At 63.9% G+C, this 25,816-nt stretch carries 23 protein-coding genes; 11 read left to right on the top strand and 12 right to left on the bottom strand.

Features of this window, described 5'->3' with window-relative positions:
• Positions 1 to 62: 62 nt before the first annotated feature.
• The gene (locus QD356_RS01220) at positions 63 to 716 is read right to left on the bottom strand and encodes a flavin prenyltransferase UbiX (protein ID WP_192838400.1); all 654 of its coding nucleotides are present in this window, start codon (positions 714 to 716) and stop codon (positions 63 to 65) included.
• On the bottom strand, positions 713 to 2,155 hold the full coding sequence (gene mpl, locus QD356_RS01215) for a UDP-N-acetylmuramate:L-alanyl-gamma-D-glutamyl-meso-diaminopimelate ligase (RefSeq protein WP_192838399.1): 1,443 nt from the start codon (positions 2,153 to 2,155) through the stop codon (positions 713 to 715). The genes QD356_RS01220 and mpl overlap by 4 nt, the downstream gene beginning before the upstream one ends.
• Before the next feature lie 194 nt (positions 2,156 to 2,349).
• Between mpl and QD356_RS01210 the strand changes: the two genes are divergently transcribed.
• Positions 2,350 to 3,612 (top strand): 6-phosphofructokinase, encoded by a 1,263-nt coding sequence (locus QD356_RS01210; RefSeq protein ID WP_043331973.1) that lies wholly within the window; start codon positions 2,350 to 2,352, stop codon positions 3,610 to 3,612.
• A gap of 153 nt (positions 3,613 to 3,765) precedes the next feature.
• Here the strand turns inward: QD356_RS01210 and QD356_RS01205 are convergent, their stop codons facing one another.
• Both QD356_RS01205 and QD356_RS01200 read right to left on the bottom strand, forming a co-directional pair.
• The gene (locus QD356_RS01205) at positions 3,766 to 4,416 is read right to left on the bottom strand and encodes an NAD(P)H-binding protein (RefSeq protein ID WP_192838398.1); all 651 of its coding nucleotides are present in this window, start codon (positions 4,414 to 4,416) and stop codon (positions 3,766 to 3,768) included.
• A 47-nt stretch (positions 4,417 to 4,463) separates the two neighbouring features.
• Positions 4,464 to 6,191 (bottom strand): bifunctional protein-serine/threonine kinase/phosphatase, encoded by a 1,728-nt coding sequence (locus tag QD356_RS01200; protein ID WP_043331977.1) that lies wholly within the window; start codon positions 6,189 to 6,191, stop codon positions 4,464 to 4,466.
• Positions 6,192 to 6,457: 266 nt separating this feature from the next.
• On the opposite strand from QD356_RS01200, the gene ppa reads away from it, so the two are divergent.
• Complete coding sequence (ppa, locus tag QD356_RS01195; RefSeq protein ID WP_043331979.1) at positions 6,458 to 6,988, top strand: inorganic diphosphatase; 531 nt, start codon at positions 6,458 to 6,460, stop codon at positions 6,986 to 6,988.
• Positions 6,989 to 7,122: 134 nt separating this feature from the next.
• Here the strand turns inward: ppa and QD356_RS01190 are convergent, their stop codons facing one another.
• A complete protein-coding gene (locus QD356_RS01190; protein WP_192838397.1) occupies positions 7,123 to 8,226 on the bottom strand; it encodes a DUF2333 family protein in 1,104 nt (367 codons plus the stop codon).
• Positions 8,227 to 8,779: 553 nt separating this feature from the next.
• Here QD356_RS01190 and dsbD point away from each other — a divergent pair.
• From dsbD to purH, 8 genes are all read left to right on the top strand, one after another.
• Positions 8,780 to 10,813 (top strand): protein-disulfide reductase DsbD, encoded by a 2,034-nt coding sequence (gene dsbD, locus QD356_RS01185; RefSeq protein ID WP_225996490.1) that lies wholly within the window; start codon positions 8,780 to 8,782, stop codon positions 10,811 to 10,813.
• A gap of 256 nt (positions 10,814 to 11,069) precedes the next feature.
• Positions 11,070 to 11,510: a type II 3-dehydroquinate dehydratase gene (aroQ, locus tag QD356_RS01180; RefSeq protein ID WP_192838396.1), complete on the top strand. Its 441-nt coding sequence runs from the start codon at positions 11,070 to 11,072 to the stop codon at positions 11,508 to 11,510.
• Between the two features lie 173 nt (positions 11,511 to 11,683).
• A complete protein-coding gene (gene accB / locus QD356_RS01175; protein ID WP_192838395.1) occupies positions 11,684 to 12,148 on the top strand; it encodes an acetyl-CoA carboxylase biotin carboxyl carrier protein in 465 nt (154 codons plus the stop codon).
• A 19-nt stretch (positions 12,149 to 12,167) separates the two neighbouring features.
• On the top strand, positions 12,168 to 13,508 hold the full coding sequence (accC, locus tag QD356_RS01170; RefSeq protein ID WP_043331987.1) for an acetyl-CoA carboxylase biotin carboxylase subunit: 1,341 nt from the start codon (positions 12,168 to 12,170) through the stop codon (positions 13,506 to 13,508).
• A 124-nt stretch (positions 13,509 to 13,632) separates the two neighbouring features.
• The gene (gene prmA / locus QD356_RS01165) at positions 13,633 to 14,547 is read left to right on the top strand and encodes a 50S ribosomal protein L11 methyltransferase (protein ID WP_043331989.1); all 915 of its coding nucleotides are present in this window, start codon (positions 13,633 to 13,635) and stop codon (positions 14,545 to 14,547) included.
• Positions 14,548 to 14,713: 166 nt separating this feature from the next.
• Positions 14,714 to 15,748, top strand: coding sequence for a tRNA dihydrouridine synthase DusB (gene dusB / locus QD356_RS01160; protein ID WP_192838394.1), 1,035 nt, complete (start codon positions 14,714 to 14,716; stop codon positions 15,746 to 15,748).
• 47 nt (positions 15,749 to 15,795) lie between these two features.
• A complete protein-coding gene (gene fis, locus QD356_RS01155) occupies positions 15,796 to 16,041 on the top strand; it encodes a DNA-binding transcriptional regulator Fis (RefSeq protein ID WP_225348107.1) in 246 nt (81 codons plus the stop codon).
• A 62-nt stretch (positions 16,042 to 16,103) separates the two neighbouring features.
• A complete protein-coding gene (gene purH / locus QD356_RS01150; RefSeq protein ID WP_192838393.1) occupies positions 16,104 to 17,681 on the top strand; it encodes a bifunctional phosphoribosylaminoimidazolecarboxamide formyltransferase/IMP cyclohydrolase in 1,578 nt (525 codons plus the stop codon).
• A 118-nt stretch (positions 17,682 to 17,799) separates the two neighbouring features.
• On the opposite strand, the gene QD356_RS01145 is transcribed toward purH, so the two are convergent.
• Together QD356_RS01145 and QD356_RS01140 are read right to left on the bottom strand one after the other, a co-directional pair.
• Entirely contained in the window at positions 17,800 to 18,927 is a 1,128-nt protein-coding gene (locus QD356_RS01145; RefSeq protein ID WP_192838392.1) for an amidohydrolase family protein, read from the bottom strand.
• 61 nt (positions 18,928 to 18,988) lie between these two features.
• Positions 18,989 to 19,228 carry a DUF2061 domain-containing protein gene (locus QD356_RS01140; protein ID WP_192838391.1) on the bottom strand — a complete coding sequence of 80 codons (240 nt, stop codon included), beginning with the start codon at positions 19,226 to 19,228 and terminating at the stop codon, positions 18,989 to 18,991.
• Positions 19,229 to 19,577: 349 nt separating this feature from the next.
• On the opposite strand from QD356_RS01140, the gene glsB reads away from it, so the two are divergent.
• The gene (glsB, locus tag QD356_RS01135) at positions 19,578 to 20,519 is read left to right on the top strand and encodes a glutaminase B (protein ID WP_054555045.1); all 942 of its coding nucleotides are present in this window, start codon (positions 19,578 to 19,580) and stop codon (positions 20,517 to 20,519) included.
• Between the two features lie 673 nt (positions 20,520 to 21,192).
• On the opposite strand, the gene QD356_RS01130 is transcribed toward glsB, so the two are convergent.
• The 5 genes from QD356_RS01130 to QD356_RS01110 all read right to left on the bottom strand — a co-directional run bounded on the left by QD356_RS01130 (position 21,193) and on the right by QD356_RS01110 (position 25,677).
• Positions 21,193 to 22,650 (bottom strand): NAD-dependent succinate-semialdehyde dehydrogenase, encoded by a 1,458-nt coding sequence (locus QD356_RS01130; protein WP_192838390.1) that lies wholly within the window; start codon positions 22,648 to 22,650, stop codon positions 21,193 to 21,195.
• A gap of 98 nt (positions 22,651 to 22,748) precedes the next feature.
• Positions 22,749 to 23,093 carry a hypothetical protein gene (locus QD356_RS01125; RefSeq protein WP_192838389.1) on the bottom strand — a complete coding sequence of 115 codons (345 nt, stop codon included), beginning with the start codon at positions 23,091 to 23,093 and terminating at the stop codon, positions 22,749 to 22,751.
• 109 nt (positions 23,094 to 23,202) lie between these two features.
• Positions 23,203 to 23,607, bottom strand: a complete 405-nt coding sequence (gene folX / locus QD356_RS01120; RefSeq protein ID WP_043332416.1) for a dihydroneopterin triphosphate 2'-epimerase — start codon at positions 23,605 to 23,607, stop codon at positions 23,203 to 23,205.
• 86 nt (positions 23,608 to 23,693) lie between these two features.
• Positions 23,694 to 24,245 (bottom strand): GTP cyclohydrolase I FolE, encoded by a 552-nt coding sequence (gene folE, locus QD356_RS01115; protein ID WP_043332418.1) that lies wholly within the window; start codon positions 24,243 to 24,245, stop codon positions 23,694 to 23,696.
• A gap of 334 nt (positions 24,246 to 24,579) precedes the next feature.
• A complete protein-coding gene (locus QD356_RS01110; protein ID WP_192838388.1) occupies positions 24,580 to 25,677 on the bottom strand; it encodes a serine/threonine protein kinase in 1,098 nt (365 codons plus the stop codon).
• Positions 25,678 to 25,816: the final 139 nt, after the last annotated feature.

Below are 25,816 nucleotides of genomic sequence, written 5' to 3'. Positions count from 1 at the left end.
GATGCAGTGCCAGAGGGATGCCTCTGACAAGCTCTCACCCGAGCGGATCGACTGACCGCCCCTCAATCGCCACTGACATGCCCCTCGCCCCAGCGCGGCATCAGCGCATGCGAGATTCCCAGCTGGTTGAGAATGCGCGCGACGATGAAATCGATCATGTCATCGAGGGTCTGCGGACGATGATAGAAGCCGGGCGCGGCGGGCAGCATGACGGCACCCATGCGTGTCAGACTCAGCATGTGTTCGAGATGGATGGCCGAGAACGGCGTCTCGCGCGGCACCAGAATCAGGGTGCGGCGCTCCTTGAGTGCCACGTCGGCGGCGCGTTCGATCAGGTTGTTGCTGGCCCCGGTCGCGATCGCGGACAGTGAGCCGGTGGAACACGGGCACACCACCATGGCGCTCGGCGCGCCAGAGCCGGAAGCCACCGGGGCCATCCAGTCCTCGCGCCCGAAGCAGCGAATCTGGCCGGGTCTGGCGGCGTAGCGCTGCGTGAGCACCTCAGTGAGACGCGCCGGGCGCGCCGGCAGCTCCTCGTCGGTCTCGGTGGCGATCACCATGTGCGCCGCCTTGGAGACCATCACCATCACTTCATGACCGGCCGCGACCAGGCACTCGATCAGGCGCAGGCCGTACTGGGCACCGGAAGCCCCGGTCAGCGCGACGGTGACCGCCGACTTGAACTCGCCCTCTGGGGCTGTCGCTTGCGCTTTCATGCTTCACCTTCACGTGCTGCCAGCGCCGCAAGAAGGCGCTCGTGGATACCGCCGAAGCCGCCATTGGACATCACCACCACCCAGTCGCCGGCGCGGGATTGATTGGCGATCTTCGCGATCAGGGCGTCGAGGTCCTGCTCGACCTCAGCCTCCACGCCGAGCGCGCGGCACTCGCTGACCGTCTCCTCCAATGACCAGCCGAGGCTGGGGCCCGCGAACCAGCTGACGCGATCGGCCGCGGTCACTGAAGCCGGCAGGCGCGCCTTCATGGTGCCGAGCTTCATGGTGTTGGAGCGCGGTTCGATCACCGCCCACAGGCGGCCGCCCTGCCCTTCGGCCGCCACGCCCGGCGCCAGGCCCTCAAGCGTGGTGGCGATGGCGGTCGGGTGGTGCGCGAAGTCATCGATGACCTTGACGCCCGCTACCTCACCGCGCAGCTCCTGGCGACGTCTGGGCGGCGCGAAGCGTGCAAGCGCCTCCAGTGCCACTGCAAGACTCACGCCGCATTCGACGGCCGCGGCCACGGCGGCGCAGGCATTGGCCACGTTGTGGCGCCCACGCATCGCCCACTGGCACTCGACGAAGCGGTCCGCCTCGCCTGAATCATCAAGCGGTGCCGCCAGCGCGAAGTGGCTGCCGTCGGCACTGATCAGGCGATAGCGCCAGTCGCCACCGGCATTCTCGATACCGCTCTCATCGCCGAAGCGCGCCACCGGCGTCCAGCGGCCTTGATCCAGCACGCGCTCCAGCGCCTCGGCACCGGCGACGGCGTCCGCCGCGACCACCAGCTTGCCGCCTGCCGGCACGGTACGTACCAGGTGGTGGAACTGACGCTCGATGGCGGCGAGATCCGGGAAGATGTCGGCGTGATCGAATTCGAGATTGTTGAGCACGGCGATGCGCGGCCGGTAATGCACGAACTTGGAGCGCTTGTCGAAGAAGGCCGTGTCGTATTCATCGGCCTCGACCACGAAGGGCGCCCGGGGGTCGCCGATACGCGCGGAATCGCCCAGCTGCGGCGGCACGCCACCGATCAGATAGCCCGGCGCGAGACCCGCGCATTCGAGAATCCAGGCGGTCATGGTCGCGGTGGTGGTCTTGCCATGGGTGCCGGCGATCGCGATCACCGGACGGCCGGTCAGCACCTCGTCACACAGCCATTGCGGGCCGGAGGTATAGGCCAGACCACGCTCGAGCAGCGCCTCGACTTCAGGGTTGCCGCGAGAGACGGCATTGCCGACCACCGTAAGGTCAGGCGCGGGGACGAGATTGTCGGCCGCATAGCCTTCCATCAGGGTGATACCGGCCTCGGCCAGCTGTGTGCTCATGGGCGGATAGACGTTGGCATCGCTCCCCGTGACGCGATGACCGCGTGCGCGCGCCAGCAGCGCCAGAGAGCCCATGAAGGTACCGCAAATACCGATGACGTGAAGGTGCATCTGTTTCTCCAATCCGGAAGCCCGAGCAGCCTAGCATGCCCGCCAGGCGGCGAGTAGCGCGCGGCCTGTCAGGGATGGACGACACCCCCAGTGGCATTCGGGCGTCGTGCAGGGGTCATGTCTTTCGGATATGATGCGGCGGGTAAGCGCCAGCCCGTTCAAGACCATGACAAGGAAGCAGAGACGAGAAGCCCATGCCCCAGCACAATGCCTTCTACGCCCAGTCCGGTGGCGTTACCGCCGTCATCAACGCCAGTGCCTGTGGCGTCATCGAAGCCGCTCGTGAAAACGGCGACCAGATCGGCAAGCTGTATGCCGGTCACAACGGCATCATCGGTGCCCTGACCGAAGACCTGATCGACGTCAGCCAGGAAAGCGACGAGAACATCGCCGCGCTGCGCCACACGCCGGGCGGTGCCTTCGGCTCCTGCCGCTACAAGCTCAAGAGCATCGAGGACCACCGTACCCAGTACGAGCGTCTGATCGAGGTGTTCAAGGCCCACGACATCCGTTACTTCTTCTACAACGGTGGCGGCGACAGCGCCGATACCTGCCTGAAGGTCTCCCAGCTGGCCGAGACCATGGGCTACCCGATCCAGGCCATCCACGTGCCGAAGACCGTGGACAACGACCTGCCGATCACCGACAACTCGCCGGGCTTCGGCAGCGTGGCCAAGTACATCGCCACCTCCACCCGCGAGGCCGGTCTCGACATCGCCTCCATGTGCGCCACCTCCACCAAGGTGTTCATCCTGGAAGTCATGGGTCGTCACGCGGGCTGGATCGCCGCTGCCGGCGCTCTGGCCGGTGAAGATGCCACCCAGCCGCCGCACATCGTCGTCTTCCCGGAAGTCGCCTTCCACCGCAAGGAATTCATGGCGCGCGTCGATGCCTGCGTCAAGGAACACGGCTACTGCGTGGTGGTGGTCTCCGAAGGTGCGCGTTACGAAGATGGCACCTTCCTGGCCGATGCCGGCAACACCGATGCCTTCGGCCACCGGCAGCTGGGCGGCGTCGCGCCGACACTGGCCGGCATGGTCAAGCAGGATCTGGGCTACAAGTACCACTGGGCGGTGGCCGACTACCTGCAGCGCGCAGCGCGTCACATCGCCTCCAGGACCGACGTCGAGCAGGCCTACGCCACTGGCCGTGCCGCCGTCGAGATGGCGCTGGCCGGCAAGAATGCCGTGATGCCGGCGATCCGTCGCCTCGGCGATGGCGCTGACTACGCCTGGGACATCATCGAGGCGCCGCTGGAGCAGATCGCCAACCACGAGAAGTTCATGCCGCTGGAGTTCATCACCGAAGATGGCTTCTACATCACCGACGCCTGCCGCGAATATCTGTCGCCGCTGATCCAGGGCGAGGACTTCCCGCCGTTCGTCAATGGTCTGCCGGCGGTCGCCAGGCTCACGCTGGCCAAGGTCGAGAAGAAGCTGACACCATTCACGATCTGATCGCCTGGCGCTGATGCGCCTGAGCGATCCGTCGCTGACACGGCCAGTTGCTGACAGTACCGGTCGCTGACAGAGCCGGTCGGTGACAGTGAAGCCAGTGTAAAAAAGCCCCGCACAGGCAACTGTGCGGGGCTTTTTGATGGCTGTCAGTTGTCATGCAGGGGGAAACACCTCCTCCAGCCGGTACACCGCATGCGCCTGCTGCTGACGCTGGCTGACCTCGACCATACGTGCCGCCACCTGAGCGCCACGGATCGGTCGATAGCGCTGCAAGCCCGGCAAGCGGGTGAGCAACGGCAACAGATAGCGCGCCAGCGACTCGCCCAGGCGGAACTCGCTGCGCTCCCCCACCAGCAATGACGGCTGGAAGACACTGATACGCGCAAAGGGCAGCGCCTTGATGGCCACTTCCAGCTCGCCCTTCATCCTGAGATAGCCATTGCGGCTCGCGTGATTGGCGCCGCTGGAGGAGACCAGCAGGTAGTGCGTCACCCCCTGGGCGGCCGCCAGCCGGGCGGCACTCAGTTGATGATCGATATCGACACGCCGCTGGGCCTCGAGCGAGCCTGCCTGCTTGAGCGTGGTGCCCAGGCACGAGAACAGCAGGTCCGCCTGGAAACAATCGGCCCAGTCTTCCAGCCGCGCGAAGTCGACCACATGGTTCTCGACCTTACCGGAATCGCCAGGCGCCGGCCGGCGCGTCAGCGTGATGACTCGGGCGATGGCCTCGCAGGCGATGAGTTCAGCCACCACCTCGCGCCCGACCACGCCGGTCGCGCCGATCACGATCGCGGTCTGTCCCATACACCTCTTCCTCCCACCATGGCCTTGAGCGCCATCAGGCTCTGCGCTCACTTGAGCAGCCAGGACAGCACCAGCAGCAACAGCAGGATGCCGGCGACGCCCTGCCAGAAATTGGCCGGTTCACGTATCGCCTCCGAGGGCGTCAGCGCCTTGCCGGGGTCCTGCTGCGGCAGGCGCAGCGCGTAGAGCAGCTCAGACAGGCGGCGATAGCGCAGGGTGCGTTGCGGGTCCAGGGCGCGCCTGAGGGCATCGTCCAGGATCTGTGGCACCTGGGGATTGCGCATGCGGGCTGGCTGATACTCCAGCAGCTCGAGGTCGGTATGGGTGCGCAGCTGCTCCATCGACTGGGCGTAGGGCTGCATGCCGGTCAGCAGCCAGTAGATCACCGAGGCCAGGCCGTATTGATCGCTGCGCCGACTGACATCGGCGCCAAGGGCATATTCCGGTGCGCTGTGCTCGGTGAGGCCGACCTGACGCGCCAGCGGACCGGCGCTCTCATGGCCATCCCCCTCACGCAGATGGCAGGCACCGAAATCGACCAGCACCACCTTGCCATGACGGTCGATCATCACGTTGTCGGGGTGAATCAGCTGGTGCAGTACCTCACGACGATTGAGGGCGTGCACGGCCTTGCCAAGCTGACGCGCGATATCGAGACGCTGCTCGAGATTGGCCTGCGGGTGCATGCGTGCCCATTCGGTCAGTGTCTGCGCCTCCAGATGCTCGAGCAGATAGTAGAGGTGATCACGCGGGCGTGACGGCTCCACCACCTTGACCACGAAGGGCGAGCTGACGCGGTCCACCACCCACTGCTGGAGCAGGAAGTGCTCGAGATAGGCATTCTTGAGCGACAGCTCCGGGCTGGGCGCCTTCATCACCATCACGCGTCGGCTCTTGAGGTCACGCACCTTGTAGACGCGTACCCGCGCACTGCGCGACATGACCTCCATCACTTCCAGGCCATCGATGCGGTCGCCCGGCTCCAGCTCACGCGGTACCGGCAGGTCGCCATAGACGCGCCCCGGCGTATCGTCAGAGGCAGTCGCCAGGCGATCGATGCGCACCAGCTGGAAGCAGAACTGGTCGGCCGTGTAGCCGCGCTCATCGGCGCGGTCCGCCGCGGCATGCGCCAGGCGCTCACTGGCGGCATCGAGATCCGAGACGTCATCGCGAATCAGTGACACGAAATCGGAAGGCAGCAGGGTGCCGCGCACCGCCTGGGTGGTGAACAGGAAGATATCGCCCTGCTTGAGCGGCAGCTCGATGTAGTCGATGTCGAGGCTGACATCCATGCCCAGCGCCCGCGACGGATATCGATAGCCGCCGAGATCGGTGACATGGTCACGCGAGATCTGCTCGAACTCGCCGCCACGCAGCCGGAAGACCACCGTGTCACCGGCATGGAACAGATGCGCCGACTGGCCCCGGAAGACGACGGCGGAAATCGAGGTCACGTAACTGCCGCCCCGCACGAAGCGGCTCTGGCTGTAACACCAGCTGTTCAGCGCCCGCAGCACGCGGGTCGCGGAATACTTGACGCTCCAGTTGTCGGGCGTGGCGAAGTAATCGGCCAGAAAGCCACGCACGGCAAGGTCGCCGGCCTGCTTGGCAATCGCGTTCTTGCTGGTGGTGTCCGCGATCAGCGCACAGCCGCCCTTGGCCGCCAGCGGGCCGCGCTCCAGCGGTATCTCCAGCGACATCGAGCTGCGATGACGCTTGCGGTCGGGAGCCACGAAGGCCTGACCGTAACTGAGTGAAAGCTCTGCATCCGCCAAGGCGGTCTCCTTGCGTCTCGATCCTGCCGTTACGTTTCATGCATGCGGTGGTGACGCAGCGCCAGCCCGACGCTGAAACACGCAATCGCCGCTGCGCCGCGCTGGACGGCCCCAAGTGTTACCCGAGTCAGCCTGCAGTGCCACCACTCGTTGGTGCAACGCAAGGCGATCGAGCGTGGCATAATGGCAAAACGGTCTGCCAGTTCGTATAATTCAGCGGAATTTTGACCCGCAGGCCTTCAACCCGCAAACCCAAGGACTCGACAATGAGTTTCGACAAGATCCCCGCTGGCAAGGAATTGCCGAACGACGTCTACGTAGCGATCGAGATTCCGGCCAATCACGCGCCGATCAAGTACGAGATCGACAAGGACATCGATGCGCTCATGGTGGATCGTTTCATGGCCACCCCGATGTTCTACCCGGCCAACTACGGCTACATCCCGAACACCCTGGCCGACGATGGCGATGCCCTCGACGCGCTGGTCGTGACCCCGTATCCGGTCGCACCGGGCAGCGTCATCCGGGCGCGTCCGGTCGGCGTGCTCAACATGAGCGACGAAGCCGGTGAAGACGCCAAGCTGGTCTGCGTCCCGCACCAGAAGCTGACCTCCCTGTACGACGACGTCCAGGAAGTCACTGATCTGCCGGAACTGCTGCGTCAGCAGATCGCGCACTTCTTCGAGAACTACAAGGATCTCGAGAAAGGCAAGTGGGTCAAGATCGATTCCTGGGACGGTGCTGATGCCGCCCGTGCCGCGATCGAGAAGGCAGCCGCTGCCTACCAGAAGGACTGAGTCCTTCTGAAGTGATGTGCGATTCAGGCATCACGATGCAAAAAAGCCCCCGTCATTGACGGGGGCTTTTTCGTTTCCGGCTCACGCCCGACACCGGTGAGGATAGTCCTCAGGCGGCCTCGGGCGTCACGGGATCAGCCCTTCTCGAGCAGGCTGCGCAGGTCACTGATCGCGGAGTTGGCTCGCGCGACGTAGTTGGCCATCACCAGTGAATGGTTGGCGAAGAAGCCGAAGCCGGAGCCATTGAGGATGATCGGGCTGCCGATATCGGTCTGGGTCGCTTCCAGCTCACGGATGATCTGGTCGATGGAGGTCAGCGCGTTCTTGTCTTCCAGCACGCCCTGGAAGTCATGACGCACTGCCTTGAGCAGATGGATCAGCGCCCAGGAGGTGCCACGCGCCTGGTAGAAGACATCATCGATCTCGAGCCACGGCGTCTTGATCTCCTCTTCCGTCTGGGTGCTCTTGGCCGAGGTGGCGCTCTTGTCGCCGGCCAGGCTCAGGTTGAGCTGCGACTTGCCGACACTGGCCGACAGGCGCTGGGACAGAGAACCGAGACGATTCTCGACATCCGACAGCCAGGCCACCAGGTTGTCGGCACGCGCGTAGAACTGGCCGTTGTTCTGGGTGTCATCGCTCAGACGCTTGAGGTAGCCGCCCAGCTCACGGTTGGCGGCGGCATATTCATGCTCGGCTTCCGGCAGCATCCAGGCATTGGCATCGATGAACAGCAGGGATTCGGCCTTGCCCAGCGCCTTGTCATCACTGGACTGGGACTGCGAGCGGCTGAATTCCTTGCGCAGTTCACGAGTCATGTCACGCACCTGCACCAGCACGCCATATTCCCAGTTGGGCATGTTGTCGAGCATCAGCCCCGGCGGCGCCACATCATTCTTGAGATAGCCGCCCGGCTTGTGCAACAGGGTATCGTTGAGCTTCATCAGGGTGGCGACGGTCGCGGTGCCTGTCGGCAGAGTCTCGAATGCCGGTGCCGGCTCTTCGCCCTCGACCTTGGCCACCGGTGCGGCCAGACCATGCACGCGAGCCAGTTCGGTGCGCGTGGCCTGATCGATGTTGAACTCGTCCGGTTCACTGCTCCAGTAGATACCAAGGCCAACGCAGACCAGCAGGTAAATGACGAACAGCCCGATCAGTGGTTTCCAGATCCAGCCATACTGAGGCGTTTCCAGCACATCGCGATTGGCGCCGCGCTTGCTGCCTTTACCGAATAGGGCCATGCGTTCTTCCTTGTATGAAGCCTTGTAGAAAAAGCCGTGTGAGAGACGAGTCAGACCTGCCTGAACGGATGTGAGCCGCGCCGATGCATCCAGCGCCGGTACTCATGACGTACGTCCTATCCTATCATGCGCCCCTGCACGTGCCAGTCGCACTCGGTGAAGTGCCGGTTCTGTGACAAGGTGCGATGCGCTCCGGATTGCGGGCTGGGTCACGGGCCTGGTCGTGGACCGAACCGCGGACCGAGCCGCGGACCGAGCCGCGGGCTGAGTCGCGGTACGAGCCGAGTGCCAGACTGCCACCCGCGCAGGCGGCTTCACCACTCGAACCCGATACGTCCTCACACGCCCTCACACGAGCGGGATATCTGCTACATGGTGGCACATTCATCCGCGTGCAAGTCGTGCGCGGCGATGATGGGCTGGCTCACGATCCAACGCTCGCCCCCGAGCAGGATGATGGCGGTGCGACACTGCAGTGCCTTGAGGCCTGCAGGATGTTCTTTCGGCACTTTATAAGGATGCTTTCGTGCTTCGTTCGTTCTTGAAAGTCAGCATGGCGCTGCCAACGGGCCGCGCACGCCCCTCCGCGTTCTCACGCCTGCTGGGCCCTGAGTTGCTGGCAACCCTGCTGGCGGTCGCGCTGGTGGTCGCGCAGGCAATGACGGCGCTGCCCGCCAGTGCCGGCCTGTTCAGCTCAGACTCAGGCTCAAGTTCAGGCTCAAGTTCAAACGCCGGCAGCGGCTCCAGCAGGGCGACGTCCAGCCTGTTCGGCGGCGGCAATCAGGGCGATTTCCTGCCGGTCAATGAAGCCTTCAAGCCGCGCAGCTGGCGCGAGGGCGACACCCTGTATGTCGGCTTCACCAGCGCCGAAGGCTATTACCTCTATCGTCACCAATTCAGCTTCGCGACCACCAGCGACCAGGTCGTGCTGGGCGACGCCGACCTGCCGCCGGGAGAATTGAAGAACGACCCCTACATGGGCGAGGTGCATGTCTTCCACGATGCGCTGGTCATTCGCATCCCGCTGACCAGCGCCTCCTCGAGCAAGGCAGTGCATGACGACACACCGGCCAGCGGCCCGGTCCCGCTCTCCATCACCTTCCAGGGCTGCGCCGATGCCGGGCTCTGCTATCCGCCGGAGACCGTCACTCTGCAGGCCGGCGAGCAGAGTGCCCCTGCCCCCTTCGCGCAGCTGATGCCAACCGCCAGCCAGTCAAGCGATACGACGGCGCCAGTGGCCCCCCGCACCACAACAGCCCCGATCAGCGGCACCGATGCCGGCTTCAGCGCACTGTTCGCGGATGCCAGCCTGCTGACGGCTCTGGGGCTGTTCTTCCTCGCCGGTCTCGGGCTGACCTTCACGCCCTGTGTGCTGCCGATGATTCCGATCCTGAGTTCGATCATCGTCGGCCAGCGCCCCAGCCGCCCGCGCGCCTTGCTGCTGTCCACGAGCTACGCCCTGGGCATGGCCCTGACCTATGCCGCGGCCGGCACCTTGATGGGCCTGTTCGGCGCGGGGCTCAACCTGCAGGCACACCTGCAGGCGCCTGCCGTGTTGATTCCCTTCGCTGCCTTGTTCGTGCTGTTCGCGCTGGCCATGTTCGGCGCTTTCAATCTGCGACTGCCAAGCGGCATGCACTCACGGCTCGACACACTGCAAGGGCGCCTGATGAACGCCGGCCCCGGCGGCCTGGCGCTGGCAGGCGCGTTATCGGTACTCGTGGTATCGCCCTGCGTCTCGGCACCTCTGGCCGGTGCACTGGTCTATCTTTCCGCCAGTGGCGATGCCATGACCGGCGGGCTGGCACTCTTCGCGCTGGGGCTGGGCATGGGCGTGCCGTTGATTCTGGTCGGCACCTTCGGCGCCAGCCTGCTGCCCAGGGCCGGCGGCTGGATGGAGGGCATCAAGCAGGCCTTCGGTATCCTGCTGCTGGGGGTGGCGCTGTGGCTGGTGGAGCGCTTGCTGCCGGCCTCGCTGGCAGTGCTGGGCTGGGCCATTCTGGCCATCGGCACCGGCGTGGCGCTGGGGGCGCTCAGCACACAGACCCGAGGCTGGGCGCGTGCCCGTCAGGCACTGGGACTGGTCGCGCTGGGCTGGGGCATGATCAGCCTGCTGGGCGTGGCAGGCGGCGCAAGCGACCCGCTGCGCCCGCTGGCCCCCTTCACTGGCGGCACATCATCCGGGGGGGCTACCGAGACGTCAATGGACTTCACCACCGTCAGCGACATGAACGAGCTCGAGCGAGAACTGGCAGTTGCCGCCAGCCGCGGCCAGCCGGTGTTCGTCGACTACTATGCCGACTGGTGCATCTCCTGCAAGGTGATGGAGCGCGAGGTCTTCCCAAGGGTCGCCAGCCAGTTGCGCCAGTTCCACCTGATTCGCGCCGACGTCACCAGTACCGGGGCCGCCACCCAGGCACTACTCAAGCAATTCGGCCTGTTCGGCCCCCCCAGCCTGCTGTTCTTCGCCGATGAACGCGAGCTCAAGGCGGCGCGCATCCAGGGGGAGGTCAACGCCAGTCAGCTCGGCCAGCACCTGACAGCGGTGCTGGATCAGCTGCGCGGCACCTCGCAGCGCGCGAACTGAGCGGCGTGTCTGCCACAGGCCCGGCGCAGCGCAGCTGCTGCCGAGATGCACGCGAGGACGAAGAATGCGGCAAAATCTTCGGTTCAGTGCCAAACTGGACAGCGTTCGAGAATTTCGGCAGAATCCGCGTCACTACGGCAACAGCCTACGCTCAATAGGTAAACGTCGTGGATAGTGACGGTATCTTTGCATTTTCTTCATGGGTTAACAGCTCAACGAGCCTGGTGCTCGAGCACGGCTGACACAAGGGACTTTCATGGCGCGCATCCTGGTACTCAACGGCCCCAATCTCAATCTGCTGGGGACCCGTGAACCCGAGGTGTATGGCACCACCACGCTGGAGGATATCCACCATCGTCTGGTCCAGCGCGCCAGCGCGGCCGGCCATCAGCTGGACTGGCTGCAGTCCAATGCCGAGCATGTACTGATCGAGCGTATCCACCTTGCCCGTGAAGATGGCACCGCCATCATCCTGATCAATCCGGCGGCCTTTACCCATACCAGCGTTGCGCTGCGCGATGCGCTACTCGGCGTCGCACTCCCGTTCATCGAGCTGCACCTTTCCAACACCCATGCCCGCGAGCCGTTCCGCCACCATTCGTATCTTTCCGATGTGGCACGCGGCGTGATCATGGGCTTTGGCGCTCGAAGCTATGACATGGCGCTTGACGCCGCCCTGGACGATCTCGCGCAGTAAGGGCACGTCCGGAGCGGTGTTCACGCACCGCCATCAGGTCTCATCACTGCCTGATACCAGGATTCACCGGCCATCGCCATGGTCGGGACAGCCGTCGGGGCTGTCGCCCGCAGCCGCCGCTATCACGGCTGCACACCCCCATTTCCAGCCACATTTACATCGGGATTAATTTCATGGATATCCGCAAGGTCAAGAAGCTGATCGAGCTGCTCGAAGAGTCCAACATCAGCGAAATCGAGATCCAGGAAGGCGAAGAGTCCGTTCGCATCAGCCGCCATCCGCAGGGCTTCGCCCAGCAGCCGATGATGCAGGCCCCGATGATGATGCAGCAGCAGCCGATGCAGCAGGCCGCTCCAGCAGTCGCTGAAGCACCGACCGCTCCGGCAGCACCGGCTGCGCCGCAGGGTCACACCATCAATTCCCCGATGGTCGGCTCCTTCTACCGTTCTCCGGCGCCGGGCTCCAAGGCCTTCATCGAAGTCGGCCAGAGCGTCAAGAAAGGTGATACCGTCTGCATCGTCGAAGCCATGAAGATGATGAACCAGATCGAAGCCGACAAGGATGGCGTCGTCGAAGCCATTCTGATCGAAGACGGCGAGCCGGTTGAATTCGACCAGCCCATGATCGTCATTTCCTGATCCCAACGGACACGTCACCATGCTCGACAAGGTACTGATTGCCAACCGCGGCGAGATCGCCCTTCGCATCCTTCGCGCCTGCAAGGAACTGGGCATCAAGACGGTAGCGGTGCACTCCAAGGCCGACCGCGACCTGATGCACGTCCGCCTGGCGGATGAAGCCGTGTGCATCGGCCCGGCCTCCTCTGCCAAATCCTATCTCCACATCCCGGCGCTGATCGCAGCCGCCGAGGTGACGGACGCCGACGCCATCCACCCGGGCTACGGCTTCCTGTCGGAAAATGCCAACTTCGCCGAACAGGTCGAACGTTCCGGCTTCGCCTTCATCGGCCCGCGCGCTGACACCATCCGCATGATGGGTGACAAGGTCGCGGCCATCGAGGCGATGAAGCTGGCCGGCGTTCCGACCGTGCCGGGTTCCGACGGCCCGGTGCCGGAAGACGAAGACGAGATGTACGCCATCGCCGAGCGCATCGGCTATCCGGTGATCATCAAGGCCGCCGCTGGCGGTGGTGGTCGCGGCATGCGCGTGGTGCACTCCAAGGCCAGCCTGCTGTCCTCGGTGAGCATCACCCAGGGTGAAGCGGCCGCGGCCTTCGGCGACGGCACGGTGTACATGGAGAAATTCCTCCAGAACCCGCGTCACGTCGAAGTCCAGGTACTGGCCGATGGCCAGGGCAACGCCATCCATCTGTATGACCGCGACTGCTCCCTGCAGCGTCGTCACCAGAAGGTGCTGGAAGAAGCACCGGCGCCGCAGCTGGACGAAGAAGCGCGTGCCAAGGTACTCAAGTCGTGCACCGATGCCTGCATCGAGATCGGCTACCGTGGCGCCGGCACCTTCGAGTTCCTGTACGAGAACGGCGGCTTCTACTTCATCGAGATGAACACTCGTGTTCAGGTCGAGCACCCGGTGACCGAGATGGTCACTGGCATCGATATCGTCAAGGAACAGCTGCGCATCGCCTCCGGCCTGCCGCTGTCCGTGAAGCAGGAAGATATCGAGCTGCGCGGTCACGCCTTCGAGTGCCGCATCAATGCCGAGGATTCGCGCACCTTCATGCCGTCTCCGGGCAAGGTCGAGCTCTATCACGCGCCGGGCGGTCTGGGCGTGCGCATGGACTCGCACCTGTACTCCGGCTACACCGTTCCGCCGCACTACGACTCCCTGATCGGCAAGCTGATCACCTGGGGCGAGAGCCGCGAGATCGCATTGACGCGCATGCGCAATGCCCTCGACGAGCTGCTGGTGGAAGGTATCAAGACCAACACTGACCTGCAGAAGGATCTGGTGCGTGATGCCGGCTTCCAGGAAGGTGGCGTCAACATCCATTATCTGGAGAAGAAGCTGGGCCTGTAAGGCGCCCCGCTTGAGATCGGTGACGCGTGTTGCCGATAGACGCACGACAGAAGGGTGGCCTCGGCTGCCCTTCTGTCGTCTGTGCCCTCCTCCCCTTTCTTATCGCCCATCGACAGGAGTCACCATGTCCTGGCTGCAACTCAAGGCGCGTATCGCCCCCGACCACGCCGAGATTCTCGAGCATCTGCTGATGGAAGAAGGCGCCTGCGCCATCACGCTGCAGGATGCAGAAGACCAACCGCTGTTCGAACCGGACCTCGGCAGCACGCCGCTGTGGAGCGAGACTGTCCTCACTGGCCTGTGGGATGGCACCGAAGGCATCGAGGCCATGCGCGAGCGGGTCAAGGCCGGCTGGGCGGCACTGATTCCCGATGAGCCCTGCCCGGAGATCGAGGTCGAGATCCTCGAGGACCGTGACTGGGCCCGTGAATGGATGGACGGTTTCGAGCCGCTCAAGATGGGCCAGCGCCTGTGGATCGTGCCCAGCTGGCACGATGCACCGGAGCAGGACGCCGTCAACCTGATGCTCGACCCGGGCCTGGCCTTCGGCACCGGCACCCACCCGACCACCGCCCTGTGCCTGGAATGGCTCGATGGGCTGGCCGTCGATGGCAAGCTCGCCCAGCACAGCGTGCTCGACTTCGGTTGCGGCTCCGGCATTCTCGCCATCGCCGCGCTCAAGCTCGGCGCGGTGGATGCGCTGGGCACCGATATCGACCCGCAGGCGCTGCAGGCCTCGCGTGAGAACGCCCAGCGCAATGACGTCAGCGACCAGCTGACCCTGTGCTACCCGGACCGCCTGCCGGACGCGGGCTATCAGATCGTGGTCGCCAACATCCTGGCCGGCCCGCTGGTCGAACTGGCTCCGCAGATCGCGGGCAGCGTCGCCCCGGGTGGCCTGCTGGCGCTCTCCGGCATTCTCGCGCCCCAGGCGGGAGAGGTGCTCGACGCCTATCGTGAGGCCGGCCTGATCATGGAAGAGCCCACCGAGCGCGATGGCTGGGTACGCCTCAATGGTCAGCGTCCACTGATGGGCTGAGCCACGCCGTGAGCGCCGCAGCCGCGCAGGGAGAACGCATCCGCGATGCATTGTGGATGAAATAGCCCTTCAAACCCTGCGGCGCTCTAGGTATCATGACGCCCCCGCGAATCCCTGACACGACAGCGGCTCGCGCGCCTGACACCACTCGCATGACACGAGACCCATGACCGATACCCCGCTTCCCGCCGACCTGCCCCGCATCGGCGTACATCAGCTTCCCAATCGCGTGATTCTGGCCCCGATGGCCGGTGTCACCGATCGCCCGTTCCGACAGCAATGTCGTGAGCTGGGCGCCGGGCTGGTGGTATCGGAGATGGTGACCAGTGACAAGCGGCTGTGGAATACCGTCAAGTCCCGCACGCGCATGAACCATGCTGGCGAACCCGGCCCGCGTGCCGTGCAGATCGCCGGCGGTGACGCCGCCATGCTGGCCGAGGCCGCGGCGCTCAACGCCGAGATGGGCGCCGAGATCATCGACATCAACATGGGCTGCCCGGCCAAGAAGGTCTGCAACAAGGCCGCTGGTTCTGCCCTGATGCGCGACGAGAAGCTCGTCGGCGAGATTCTCGATGCCGTGGTGCGCGCCGTGGACGTGCCGGTCACGCTCAAGATGCGCACCGGCTGGTGCGAAGAGACGCGCAACGCCATCGCCATCGCGCGCATGGCCGCAAGCGCCGGCATCCAGGCGCTGTCCGTGCATGGTCGTACTCGCCAGCAGAAATATACCGGTGAGGCCGAATACGACACCATCGCCGCCGTGAAGGCCGCGGTGTCGATTCCGGTCTTCGCCAATGGCGATATCGACAGCGGCGAGAAGGCGCGACATGTGCTTGACTATACGGGCGCCGACGCCGTGATGATCGGCCGTGCGGCCCAGGGCAATCCCTGGATCTTCCGCGAGATCAATCACTACCTGGCCACCGGCCAGGTAGCCTGTGGCCCGAGCGATGCGGAGCGCGCCCTCGTGATGCGCACCCACCTCGAGGCCCTGTACGAATTCTACGGTGACTACATGGGAACGCGCATCGCGCGCAAGCATGTGGGCTGGTATCTGGCGACGCGGGAGGATGGCAGTGAGCTCAAGCGCCACTTCAATCCCCTCGAGGAGCCGGAACAACAGCGCCAGTTCCTGACCCGCCTGTTCGGCGAGCCGGAAGGCATCGCCCGCACCGAGACGCAAGGAAGTCACGCAGCATGACCAGCAGGCACCCTCTTTCACCCGACGACGCAAGCCAGGCCACCCTGATGACGCCCGTGCGGCACCATCAGACCCTGCGCGAGGCCGTCGAGCACTCCATGGCGCGCTACTTCGCCCACCTGGATGGCGAGCAGGTCACTGACCTGCATGCCATGGTGATGGCCGAGGTCGAGGCGCCGCTGCTGGAGGCGGTGATGGCCCACGCGCAGGGCAACCAGACCCGCGCCGCCGACATGCTGGGCCTCAACCGAGGCACACTGCGCAAGAAGCTCAAGCAGTTTGATCTGATCTGACCCCGCCGGGGCACCTTGACAGGTGCCCCGGCGTCTTTTTGTTGATCCACGAGTGGAGCATCATGCAAGCCAAGCCCCAAGCCATCCGTCGCGCCCTCCTGAGTGTTTCCGACAAGACCGGAATCGTCGAATTCGCTCGTGCCCTGGACGCCCGCGGCGTCGCCCTGCTGTCCACTGGCGGTACCTTCCGCCTGCTCAAGGACAACGGCCTTGCCGTGACGGAAGTGTCCGAGCACACCGGTTTCCCGGAAATGATGGATGGCCGGGTCAAGACCCTGCACCCGAAGATCCACGGTGGCATTCTCGGCCGTCGCGGCCAGGATGATGCGGTGATGGCCGAGCACGGCATCGAGCCCATCGACATGGTCATCGTCAATCTGTACCCGTTCGCCGCTACCGTGGCCAACCCGGATTGCTCGCTGGAAGACGCCATCGAGAACATCGATATCGGTGGCCCGACCATGGTGCGTTCCTGCGCCAAGAACCACGCCCACACCACCATCGTCGTCAACGCCTCGGATTATGACCGCGTGATCGCCGAGATGGATGCCAACGACAACGCCGTCAGCGATGGCGCGCGCTTCGACTTGGCCGTGGCCGCCTTCGAGCACACCGCCGCCTACGATGGCACCATCGCCAACTGGCTGGGCCAGCGTGTCGAAGGCGGCAGCGAAGGCCTGCCGCGTCAGTACAACGTCAGCCTGAGCAAGAAGCAGGACATGCGTTACGGCGAGAACCCGCACCAGAAGGCGGCCTTCTACGTCGAGGATGGTGCCACCGAGGCCAGCGTCGCCACGGCGGTGCAGGTGCAGGGCAAGGCGTTGTCCTACAACAACGTCGCCGACACCGATGCCGCCTTCGAGTGCGTCAAGGCCTTCGACGAGACCGCCTGTGTCATCGTCAAGCACGCCAACCCGTGTGGCGTCGCCATCGGCGAGTCTGCCCTGGCCGCCTACGAGCGTGCCTTCCAGACCGACCCGACCAGCGCCTTCGGCGGCATCATCGCCTTCAACGTGCCGCTGGACGCCGAGACCGCGCAGGCGATCGTCTCGCGTCAGTTCGTCGAGGTGATCATCGCCCCGGGCATCAGCGAAGAGGCGGCGGCCATCGTCGCCACCAAGGCCAATGTGCGCCTGCTCGACGTCGCGGATGCCTGGGCGGCCGAACGTACCGGCGGTCACGACTTCAAGCGTGTCACCGGCGGTCTGCTGGTCCAGGACCGCGACCAGGGCATGGTCGGCCGTAATGAGTTCAAGGTCGTCACCGAGCGTGCGCCGAGCGAGCAGGAACTCAACGACCTGACCTTCGCCTGGAAAGTGGCCAAGTTCGTCAAGTCCAACGCCATCGTCTACATCAAGGATGGCCAGACCATCGGTGTGGGCGCCGGCCAGATGAGCCGTGTGTACTCCGCCAAGATCGCCGGCATCAAGGCCGCCGATGAAGGTCTGGAAGTGCCGGGTTCCGTGATGGCCTCCGATGCCTTCTTCCCGTTCCGCGACGGCATCGACGCCGCTGCGGCGGCTGGCATCACTGCCGTCATCCAGCCGGGTGGCTCCATGCGCGATCAGGAAGTCATCGATGCGGCCAACGAAGCCGGCATCGCCATGGTCTTCACCGGCATGCGTCACTTCCGTCACTGATCAGAGATCGCCGGACATCGCTGCCCTGCAGAGGTGTCTAGAGTAGCGCTCACGCAGAAGCCCCCGCCAGCGACATGCTGGCGGGGGCTTTTTCATGCGCAGACTGCAAGAAACGCGGTCATTCGACCGGCAGGTTGACCCAGCGCAGGAAGTTGTCGCGCGCCACATTGCGCGCCGCCGGTGGCGACAGCGCATCGAGGAAGGGCGTATAGCTGGCGAGGATATCACCCACCGAGCCGAAGCGCCCGACCACGTCACTGCCGAGCACGAAGCGCTGCGGGAAGCGCTCGACCAGCGCCACCCAACGCGAGCGCGGCTGCCCTTCATCATCCAGCAGGTAGGGTTCCAGCACCGACCAGGACAGGTCGATATTCAGGTTGGGGTAGGTTTCCAGCATGCGCTCGATCTCGCCGTGCAGCCAGGTCATGCGCCCCAGACGACGATTGAGCTCGGCACTGGTCCCGGCGTGTGCCCAGATGAAGGTCGTGTCCGGATTGTCGCGCACCGCACTCTCGAATTCCTCGAGATACAGGCCCTCATGCCCTTCCCGCTTGCTGGTGATGTTGGAATGCACCATCACCGGCAGCCCCTTCTCCGCCGCCAGCGCATAGACCTTCATCAAGGCCGGATGATTGGCGCGCGGCGTCTCGCCTTCGGTCAGGCGCGTCAGGTCGTCATGGCGCGTGAAGACCTCCCCGATGCCCTTCCAGAAGCCGGGATAGATCGCCATCAGCTGGCGAATCTCGTCGGCAGCGTTCAGATCGGTGGGGTTGAAGCCGGTGATGAACGGCGAGAAACGCGCCTGTACCGGCTCTGGCGCACGAGTCAGCGCCTCGGCCAGGATGTAGTCGGTACCGGAATACCAGTAGACCGGCGCATCATCGCCCATGTAGTAACGTGGCTTCTTGGGCGCGTCCTGCTGCCATTTCTTGGCGACGCCAATGCCCGTGACCAGGGCGTGATCGACCTGCGCCTCGTCCATGGCATCCAGCAAGGCCCCCAGACCATCACCCTGCTGAAAGAAGTCCACGAAGTGCAGGTGGGCGTCGCTGTAGTGATAATCACGCTTCTCGTCGGCTGACACGGCCTCGAGGCCAGCCAGGCTGCCGGCAAGCCCCAGCAGCAACGCCAACGCCCCCTGGACGAGAGGACGCTGGCGGGCGCGGGCAGGATGAGAGGGCTGGGCAGGACAAGAGGCCCTGGCAGGAAGAGAGGCACGGACGATGCGAGGGGCAAGCTTCAGCATGGGGAGCTCCGGGAAAAGGTCGCTCGATTCTGCGGCGCATCCCTGCCACGCGCAAGCAGCCTCAGCTCGCCAGCGCCGCCCCGCTCATGGCGTTTCGCGAATTCGCCTCGCTCTCAGCAGCCTGCTGGCGGCGCGCGGTGACACGGTTCCAGACCTTCTCGTGGAAGAAGAAGGCGACGGTGTTGACCGCCGGCTCGACGATGGCGACCAGGCCGCCGACCACGATATCGCCGGTCAGCAGGTAGGTGACGCCGAAGGCGATGGAGAAGTGCATGCTGGCAAAGGTCAATGTCTTGATCATGTTGGCTGCCCTCCGGGCGATCTACTCAGCGAGACGCTGAGCCTCAGCGCGACGCATGTCATGGGGTCAGGCAACTGCGTGCTGCCTTGATGAACCAATAATAACGATTCTCAACTGCATGTAGAAATCACTTTGCACTACCTGGCTGATAAGCGTCAACTATCACGCGATTGAGCCGACCTGATGGCACGCCCTGCCAACGGCATCGAGCGCGCCAGCTGCGGTCATATCCGCTAGAATGCCCTGCCGGCCCCTCGCGCCACTCTCGACCTGATGCCCGATGGCGCCGTTGTCACGATGGCCCGGCCAGTTTCTCGCCATTTCCCTCCACCGCTGCTTCAAGGTTGCCATGACGCCGCCACTCGACCCCGATGCTCTCCAGACACTGCTCGAACGCCTGTCCGATGATGCCAGCCGCTGCTTCAACGAGGGCAAGGTCGCGGACTATATCCCGGCACTGGCGCAGGTCGACCCTGACCAGTTCGGCATCGCCGTCTGCCATGTGGATGGCCGTGTCCAGTACGCCGGCAGCGCGCATACCCGCTTCTCGATCCAGTCGATCTCCAAGGTGCATGCGCTGGTACTGGCGATGCAGCGTCTTGAGAGCGACGAGATCTGGTCGCGCGTCGGTCGTGAACCCTCCGGTCAGGCCTTCAACTCGATCATGCAGCTGGAGGTCGAGAACGGCATTCCGCGCAATCCCTTCATCAATGCCGGTGCCCTGCTGATCACCGACCTGCTGGTCTCGCGCATCGTCTCGATCCAGAACACCCTGCGTGAGCAGCTCAGGCGTCTGTCCGGCAGCGACGATATCGGCTTCGATGAAAAGGTCGCGCGCTCGGAAATGGACCACAAGGCACGCAATGCCTCGCTCGCCTACCTGATGCAGGCCTACGGCAATGTGCATTCCGATGTCGATGACCTGCTGGATACCTACTTCCACAGCTGCTCGGTGTCGATGAACTGCGTGGAACTGGCGCGCAGCTTCGCCTTCCTGGCCAATCGTGGCGTCAATCCGCTGGATGGCAAGGAAGTGGTCTCGCCGCTGGAGACACGCCAGCTCAATGCATTGTTGCTGACCTGCGGACTTTACGATGCGGCAGGCGACTTCGCCTGGCGAGTGGGGCTGCCGGGCAAGAGTGGCGTCGGCGGTGGCATCATCGCCATCCTGCCGGGACAGATGAGCATCTGCGTCTGGTCACCACGCCTGGACGGCTACGGCAACTCGATTGCCGGGCGGCATGCACTGGAAGGCCTGGTGGCGGGCATGGGGCTTTCGCCACTGGGGTGAGACCTGCGAGCCGAGAAGTGAGGACTGAAATGGGAGGGTTGAGAAGTCAGCGTTGAGGCATGAGGATTGCGGCACGAGAGCCAAGATCCGAACCCGAAGATCAGAGATCAGAAATCAGAGATCCGGCAATAAAAAAGGGCGAGTCGCGTCCGCCACGCCACTCGCCCTGTCTTCAATCCTTGAAGACTATCACCACAGGTCCCGCTCTTTGACTGTAGCGTAAATAAGCATATGCACAAGTAAGAGAATGCCGACAAAGCACACCTGTCTTTGGCCCTGATCTGCGCTAAAAGACCGCGATATACCGCTTTGGTCTGACACGCGCAGCGCGAGACACTCCATCTCTACGACCAATGACTCATGCGCCTCTTGTCGCGAGCTTGCCCGCCTCTCGCGCATGCCGTTCTCTCATCAGAAGCAAAAAAATCGCTCTCATCAGCAGCGAAAATTCCATGGGCCAAGTTGCAGCCACACTCGGCGCAGACAGGTGGAATAAATGCATGGCATGAAAAAGCCCGCCCGGGAAACCGGGCGAGCTTTTTGCCAGCTGATAGCGTGTCCGATCATTGCCTTGAGCATTGGCCATCAATCAGCGATGCAAAGTTCCAGGAGGCAATGCTCAAGGATGCAAGACTCAAGCAGGGATCGACAGTGCGGACCCACTGACGATGGATCAGCCAAGTGAGAGACACAGATACTTGGTTTCCATGTATTCCTCGAGGCCATACTTGGAGCCTTCACGGCCCAGCCCCGATGCCTTGGTGCCGCCGAAGGGCGCCGCGGCGTTGGAGATCAGCCCGGTATTGATACCGACCATGCCGTAGTCCAGACCTTCCGAGACGCGCCAGACACGCTTGAGGTCGCGGCTGTAGAAGTAACTGGCCAGGCCGAATTCGGTGTCGTTGGCCATCTCGATCGCCTCTTCCTCGCTCTCGAAGGGGAAGATCGCCGCCAGCGGACCGAAGGTTTCCTCACGGGCGACCTTCATCTCCGGCGTCACCTGCGAGATCAGGGTCGGCGTGAAGAAGCTGCCCCCCAGCGGATGCGGATGGCCGCCCAGCAGCAGCTCGGCGCCCTTGTCGAGGGCATCCTGCACGTGCTCGGTGACCTTCTCGACGGCGTCGCCATCGATCAACGGGCCGACCTTGACGCCCTCTTCCAGGCCATTGCCCACGGTCAACTCGGCGTTCATGGCGGCGGCCAGCTTCTCGCTGAAGGCATTGACCACGCTGGACTGCACCAGGAAGCGATTGGTGCAGACGCAGGTCTGACCGGCATTGCGGAACTTGGCTGCCATCGCGCCTTCCACCGCCGCATCGAGATCGGCGTCTTCGAACACCAGGAAGGGCGCGTTGCCGCCAAGCTCCAGCGAGATCTTCTGGATATGCTGCGCGGCATTTGCCATCAGGCCACGCCCGACTTCCGTGGAGCCGGTGAAGGTCACCTTGCGCACGATGCTGGAATCGGTCATCGCCTTGGCGATGTCCTTGGCCGAGCCCGGCACGACGTTGAAGACGCCGCGCGGCACGCCAGCGCGTTCCGCCAGCACCGCCAGCGCCAGCGCCGAGAACGGCGTCTGGCTGGCCGGCTTGACCACGATCGGACAGCCCGCGGCCAGCGCGGCGCCCGCCTTGCGGGTAATCATCGAGGCCGGGAAGTTCCACGGCGTGATCGCCCCCACCACTCCGACCGGCTGCTTGAGCACCAGGATGCGCTGGTCACGCTTGGCGGCCGGAATGGTATCGCCATACACGCGCTGACCTTCTTCGGCGAACCAGCGCAGGAAGCTGGCCGCGTACTGGATTTCACCGGCGGCTTCGGCGAGGGGTTTGCCCTGCTCCAGCGTCATGATCTGCGCCAGATCATCCTTGTGCTCCAGCATCAAGGCGTACCACTTCATCAGGATGTCAGCGCGCTCCAGCGCCGGCGTCTCCTTCCAGTCCGCGAAGGAGTGCTGCGCCGCCTCGATGGCACGTTCGGTCTCGGCGTAACCCAGCCGAGGCACGCGGCCGATGATCTCGCCGGTGGCAGGATTGTCGACCTCGATCTGCTCGCCGGAATCCGCGGCTACCCAGCCACCGTCGATATAGGCAAATGGACGAAACAGACTGGTATCGTTGAGATGTTCCATGAAGACTCCCGAGGCGTGCTTGTGGGTCAAGGCAGTGATTCCCGGCTACCCGAGACTACTCAAGACTAACCTGATATAGCCTAGATGCGGGCGTGGCGCTAGATCCACAACCCTGCCAGTACTAGTACCACGATGGCCAGCCCGGCGAGCCACCAGCGCTTGCGCGTTGCCGGCCTGGCGGCGTCATCCGTAGGCCCGGGCGCCTCGCCGGCCTCGCTCTCGGGCGGCATCGAGACGACTCGCCGCGCCTTCTGCTGCTTGATTCGCGCATTGAAGACCTGCACTGCACGCCCGTCGCGAAGCTCGAAGTCCACCGCCAGCCCCGGCCCCGGCAAGCCACGCCCACGCCAGCCGACCAGATCGAAGGCGTGCTCACCGCCCTTCTCGTCCCGAATGGTGCCCTGCTGTTCTGCATCATCGAAATGGATGATTTCCCCGATCACATCATGTCTCCCGACTCTTCAGGCTTCTGCGCCTGACTTTCTCGATATCTGAGCTTCTCGACATCTGACTTTGTCGACATCTGAGCTTCTCAATGCCTGCCCCGGCTGACTAGTCATGCGCTTCGCGACTGTCCGACAGGGTGATAGACACCGAGTCAGAGAAGCGCAAGGCATGCGGCTTGTCGATCTCGACCTGCGCTGTCAGCACCTGTTCGTGCGCCATCACGATATCCAGCACCTCACGGGTCATGCGTTCGAGCAGCGCGAAGCGCCCTTCCTCGACATGACGGATCAACTGCTTGGTGATGGTGCGGTAATTGAGCGCTTCACTGATGTGATTGAACTGCACGGCGCGTGCCGCGCGATAACGGATCACCACGTTGATCACGACATCCTGGCGGTTCTGGATCTCGTCTTCATTGATCCCGATATAGGTTCTCAGGCGCAGATTCTTGATGCGAATGGTGGCGAGGTCGTGATCGAGATGTTCATCGTGCAAGGCATGCATCGGCATCGGCAGGGACTCCTGATCAAGGGAAACGCGCGAGATGACTCCCAGACAAGAACGCCGCCTCGAAAGGCGGCGTCTTCACTCTGCTGTCAGCTGATCAACGTCAGGAATTCCTGACGGGTCGGCTGATTGTCGCGGAAGGCGCCCAGCATCACGGACGTCTTCATGCTGGAATTCTGCTTTTCCACCCCACGCATCATCATGCACATGTGACGCGCTTCGACCACGACGGCCACACCACGTGCACCGGTGACCTGCTGAACGGCCTCGGCGATCTGCTTGGTGAGGTTTTCCTGGATCTGCATGCGACGCGAATACATGTCGACGATACGCGCGAACTTGGACAGACCGAGCACCTTGCCAGACGGCAGATAGGCGATGTGGCACTTGCCGATGAACGGCAGCAGGTGATGCTCGCACATCGAGTAAAGCTCGATGTCCTTGACCAGTACCATCTCGTCCGTATCGGAGGTGAAGACAGCGCCGTTGACGATCTCCTCCAACGACTGTTGATAGCCATGAGTCAGGTACTGCATGGCCTTGGCCGCGCGCTTGGGCGTATCCAGCAGGCCCTCACGCTCTGGATCCTCACCCAACGCGGTGATGATCTGGCGGTAGTGGTTGGCAATCTCTTCGGTCATCCGTCTGCCTATGGTATCGGTCAGGGGCGCGCACTAGCGCACGCATAGCAGGGGTAAAGCACAAAAGTCATACACAAGCGATCAGATGGCAAGAAATCGTATAACTTCGTGTTCAATGTCAGGGCCAGATTCTACCTCAGGCATGCCGTCAACGCAGGTCTGTTCACGCGATTGTCGTATCCATGCAACACATGCGCCCCCATCGGTAACCGATGGGGGCGCATGAAGGGGCGGTGTCACTCACTTCGCCAAAGGGGCTCAGGCCTCGCGACGACCTTCAGGTCATGTCACGACTGCCAGCTCATGTCACGACTACCAGGCCATGTCGCGATCGCTAGGCCAGCCAACGCGGCGCAGACAGCGCGACGCGCTGCTGTTCCAGGCTGCGAATGTGGTCGTCCCAGTAGCCCAGGCTCGCCACATGCGAGAAGGCCTGCGGGAAGGCGGGGTCCGACCAGCGCCGCACCACCCAGGCGCTGTGACGCACCATGCGCAGTGTGCGCAGGGTCTCGATCCACTTGAGCTCGCTGCGATTGAACTCACAATGCTGCTCGTAGCCCTCCAGCACCTCGGACAGCTGCATGTGCAGCTCCGGGTCGCTCTGACCGGTCAACAGCATCCACAGGTCCTGCACCGCCGGGGCGCTCAGGCAGTCATCGAAGTCGACCAGCGCGAAGCTGTCATCACGCCCCAGCATGTTGCCGATGTGGCAGTCGCCGTGGGTACGGATCAAGGCGCTTTCCGGCCAGCTCTGCTCCGCGACCAACGGACGCAGTGCCTCGATGACGCGCTGGTAGCTGTCGCGCTGGCGCTCACTCAGCCAGTCGGAGGCCAGTACGCTGGCGCAGCTCTCCTCGAGAATCCGCAGCGGCGAGAGCGTCTCCCGCTCGCGAAACGCGCTCTTGCGCCCCACCGCGTGCACGCGACCGATCAGCTCACCCAGCTGATAGAGGTGCTCGGCAGATTCAAGCTCCGGCGCGCGCCCCACCACATGCGGGAAGAGAGCGAAGTCGAAGCCTTCGAATCGATGCAGCGTCTCGCCGGCCTCGTTCGCCCACGCGGGGGCGCCCGGAACACCGGCCTCATCCAGCTCGGCCAGGAAGGCGTGCTCCTCGAGAATCTGGGCACGGCTCCAGCGCTCGGGGCGATAGAACTTGGCCACCCAGCGGCGCCGGTCATCATCGGCGAGATGGTAGACACGATTCTCGTAACTGTTCAGCGCGAACGGCTCGCCGGGCAACCAGAAGCCCAGCGATTCGACAGCGGCCACGACACGGTCCGGCGCGAGAGCATCGAAGGGATGAAAACGCGTGTCTCCCTGGCCCTGTGGCGCGGATGTCGTCGACCAGGTGTTGCCATTGGAGCGCGCATCCAACTCGCGCGAGGTGCCGGAAGATTGCGAGTCATCGGGGGAAACAGGATCAATAGGCATGGCAATTCCTCGGGCATGGACCAGCAAACGGCTGCCGGACCTTGCATGCTATGAGATTAGACCCTCTGCACGCCAGTCTTCTCCCTGATCGACCCCGCCTGCCCGCTGAGTTCAACGCCCGTTTCGAGGCTCAGCCCCG

This window comes from Cobetia sp. 2AS (genome assembly GCF_029846355.1).
Classification (GTDB): Bacteria; Pseudomonadota; Gammaproteobacteria; order Pseudomonadales; family Halomonadaceae; genus Cobetia; species Cobetia amphilecti.
Note: the sequence above shows the minus strand (reverse complement) of the source record. Positions and strands in the feature narration are given on the sequence as shown.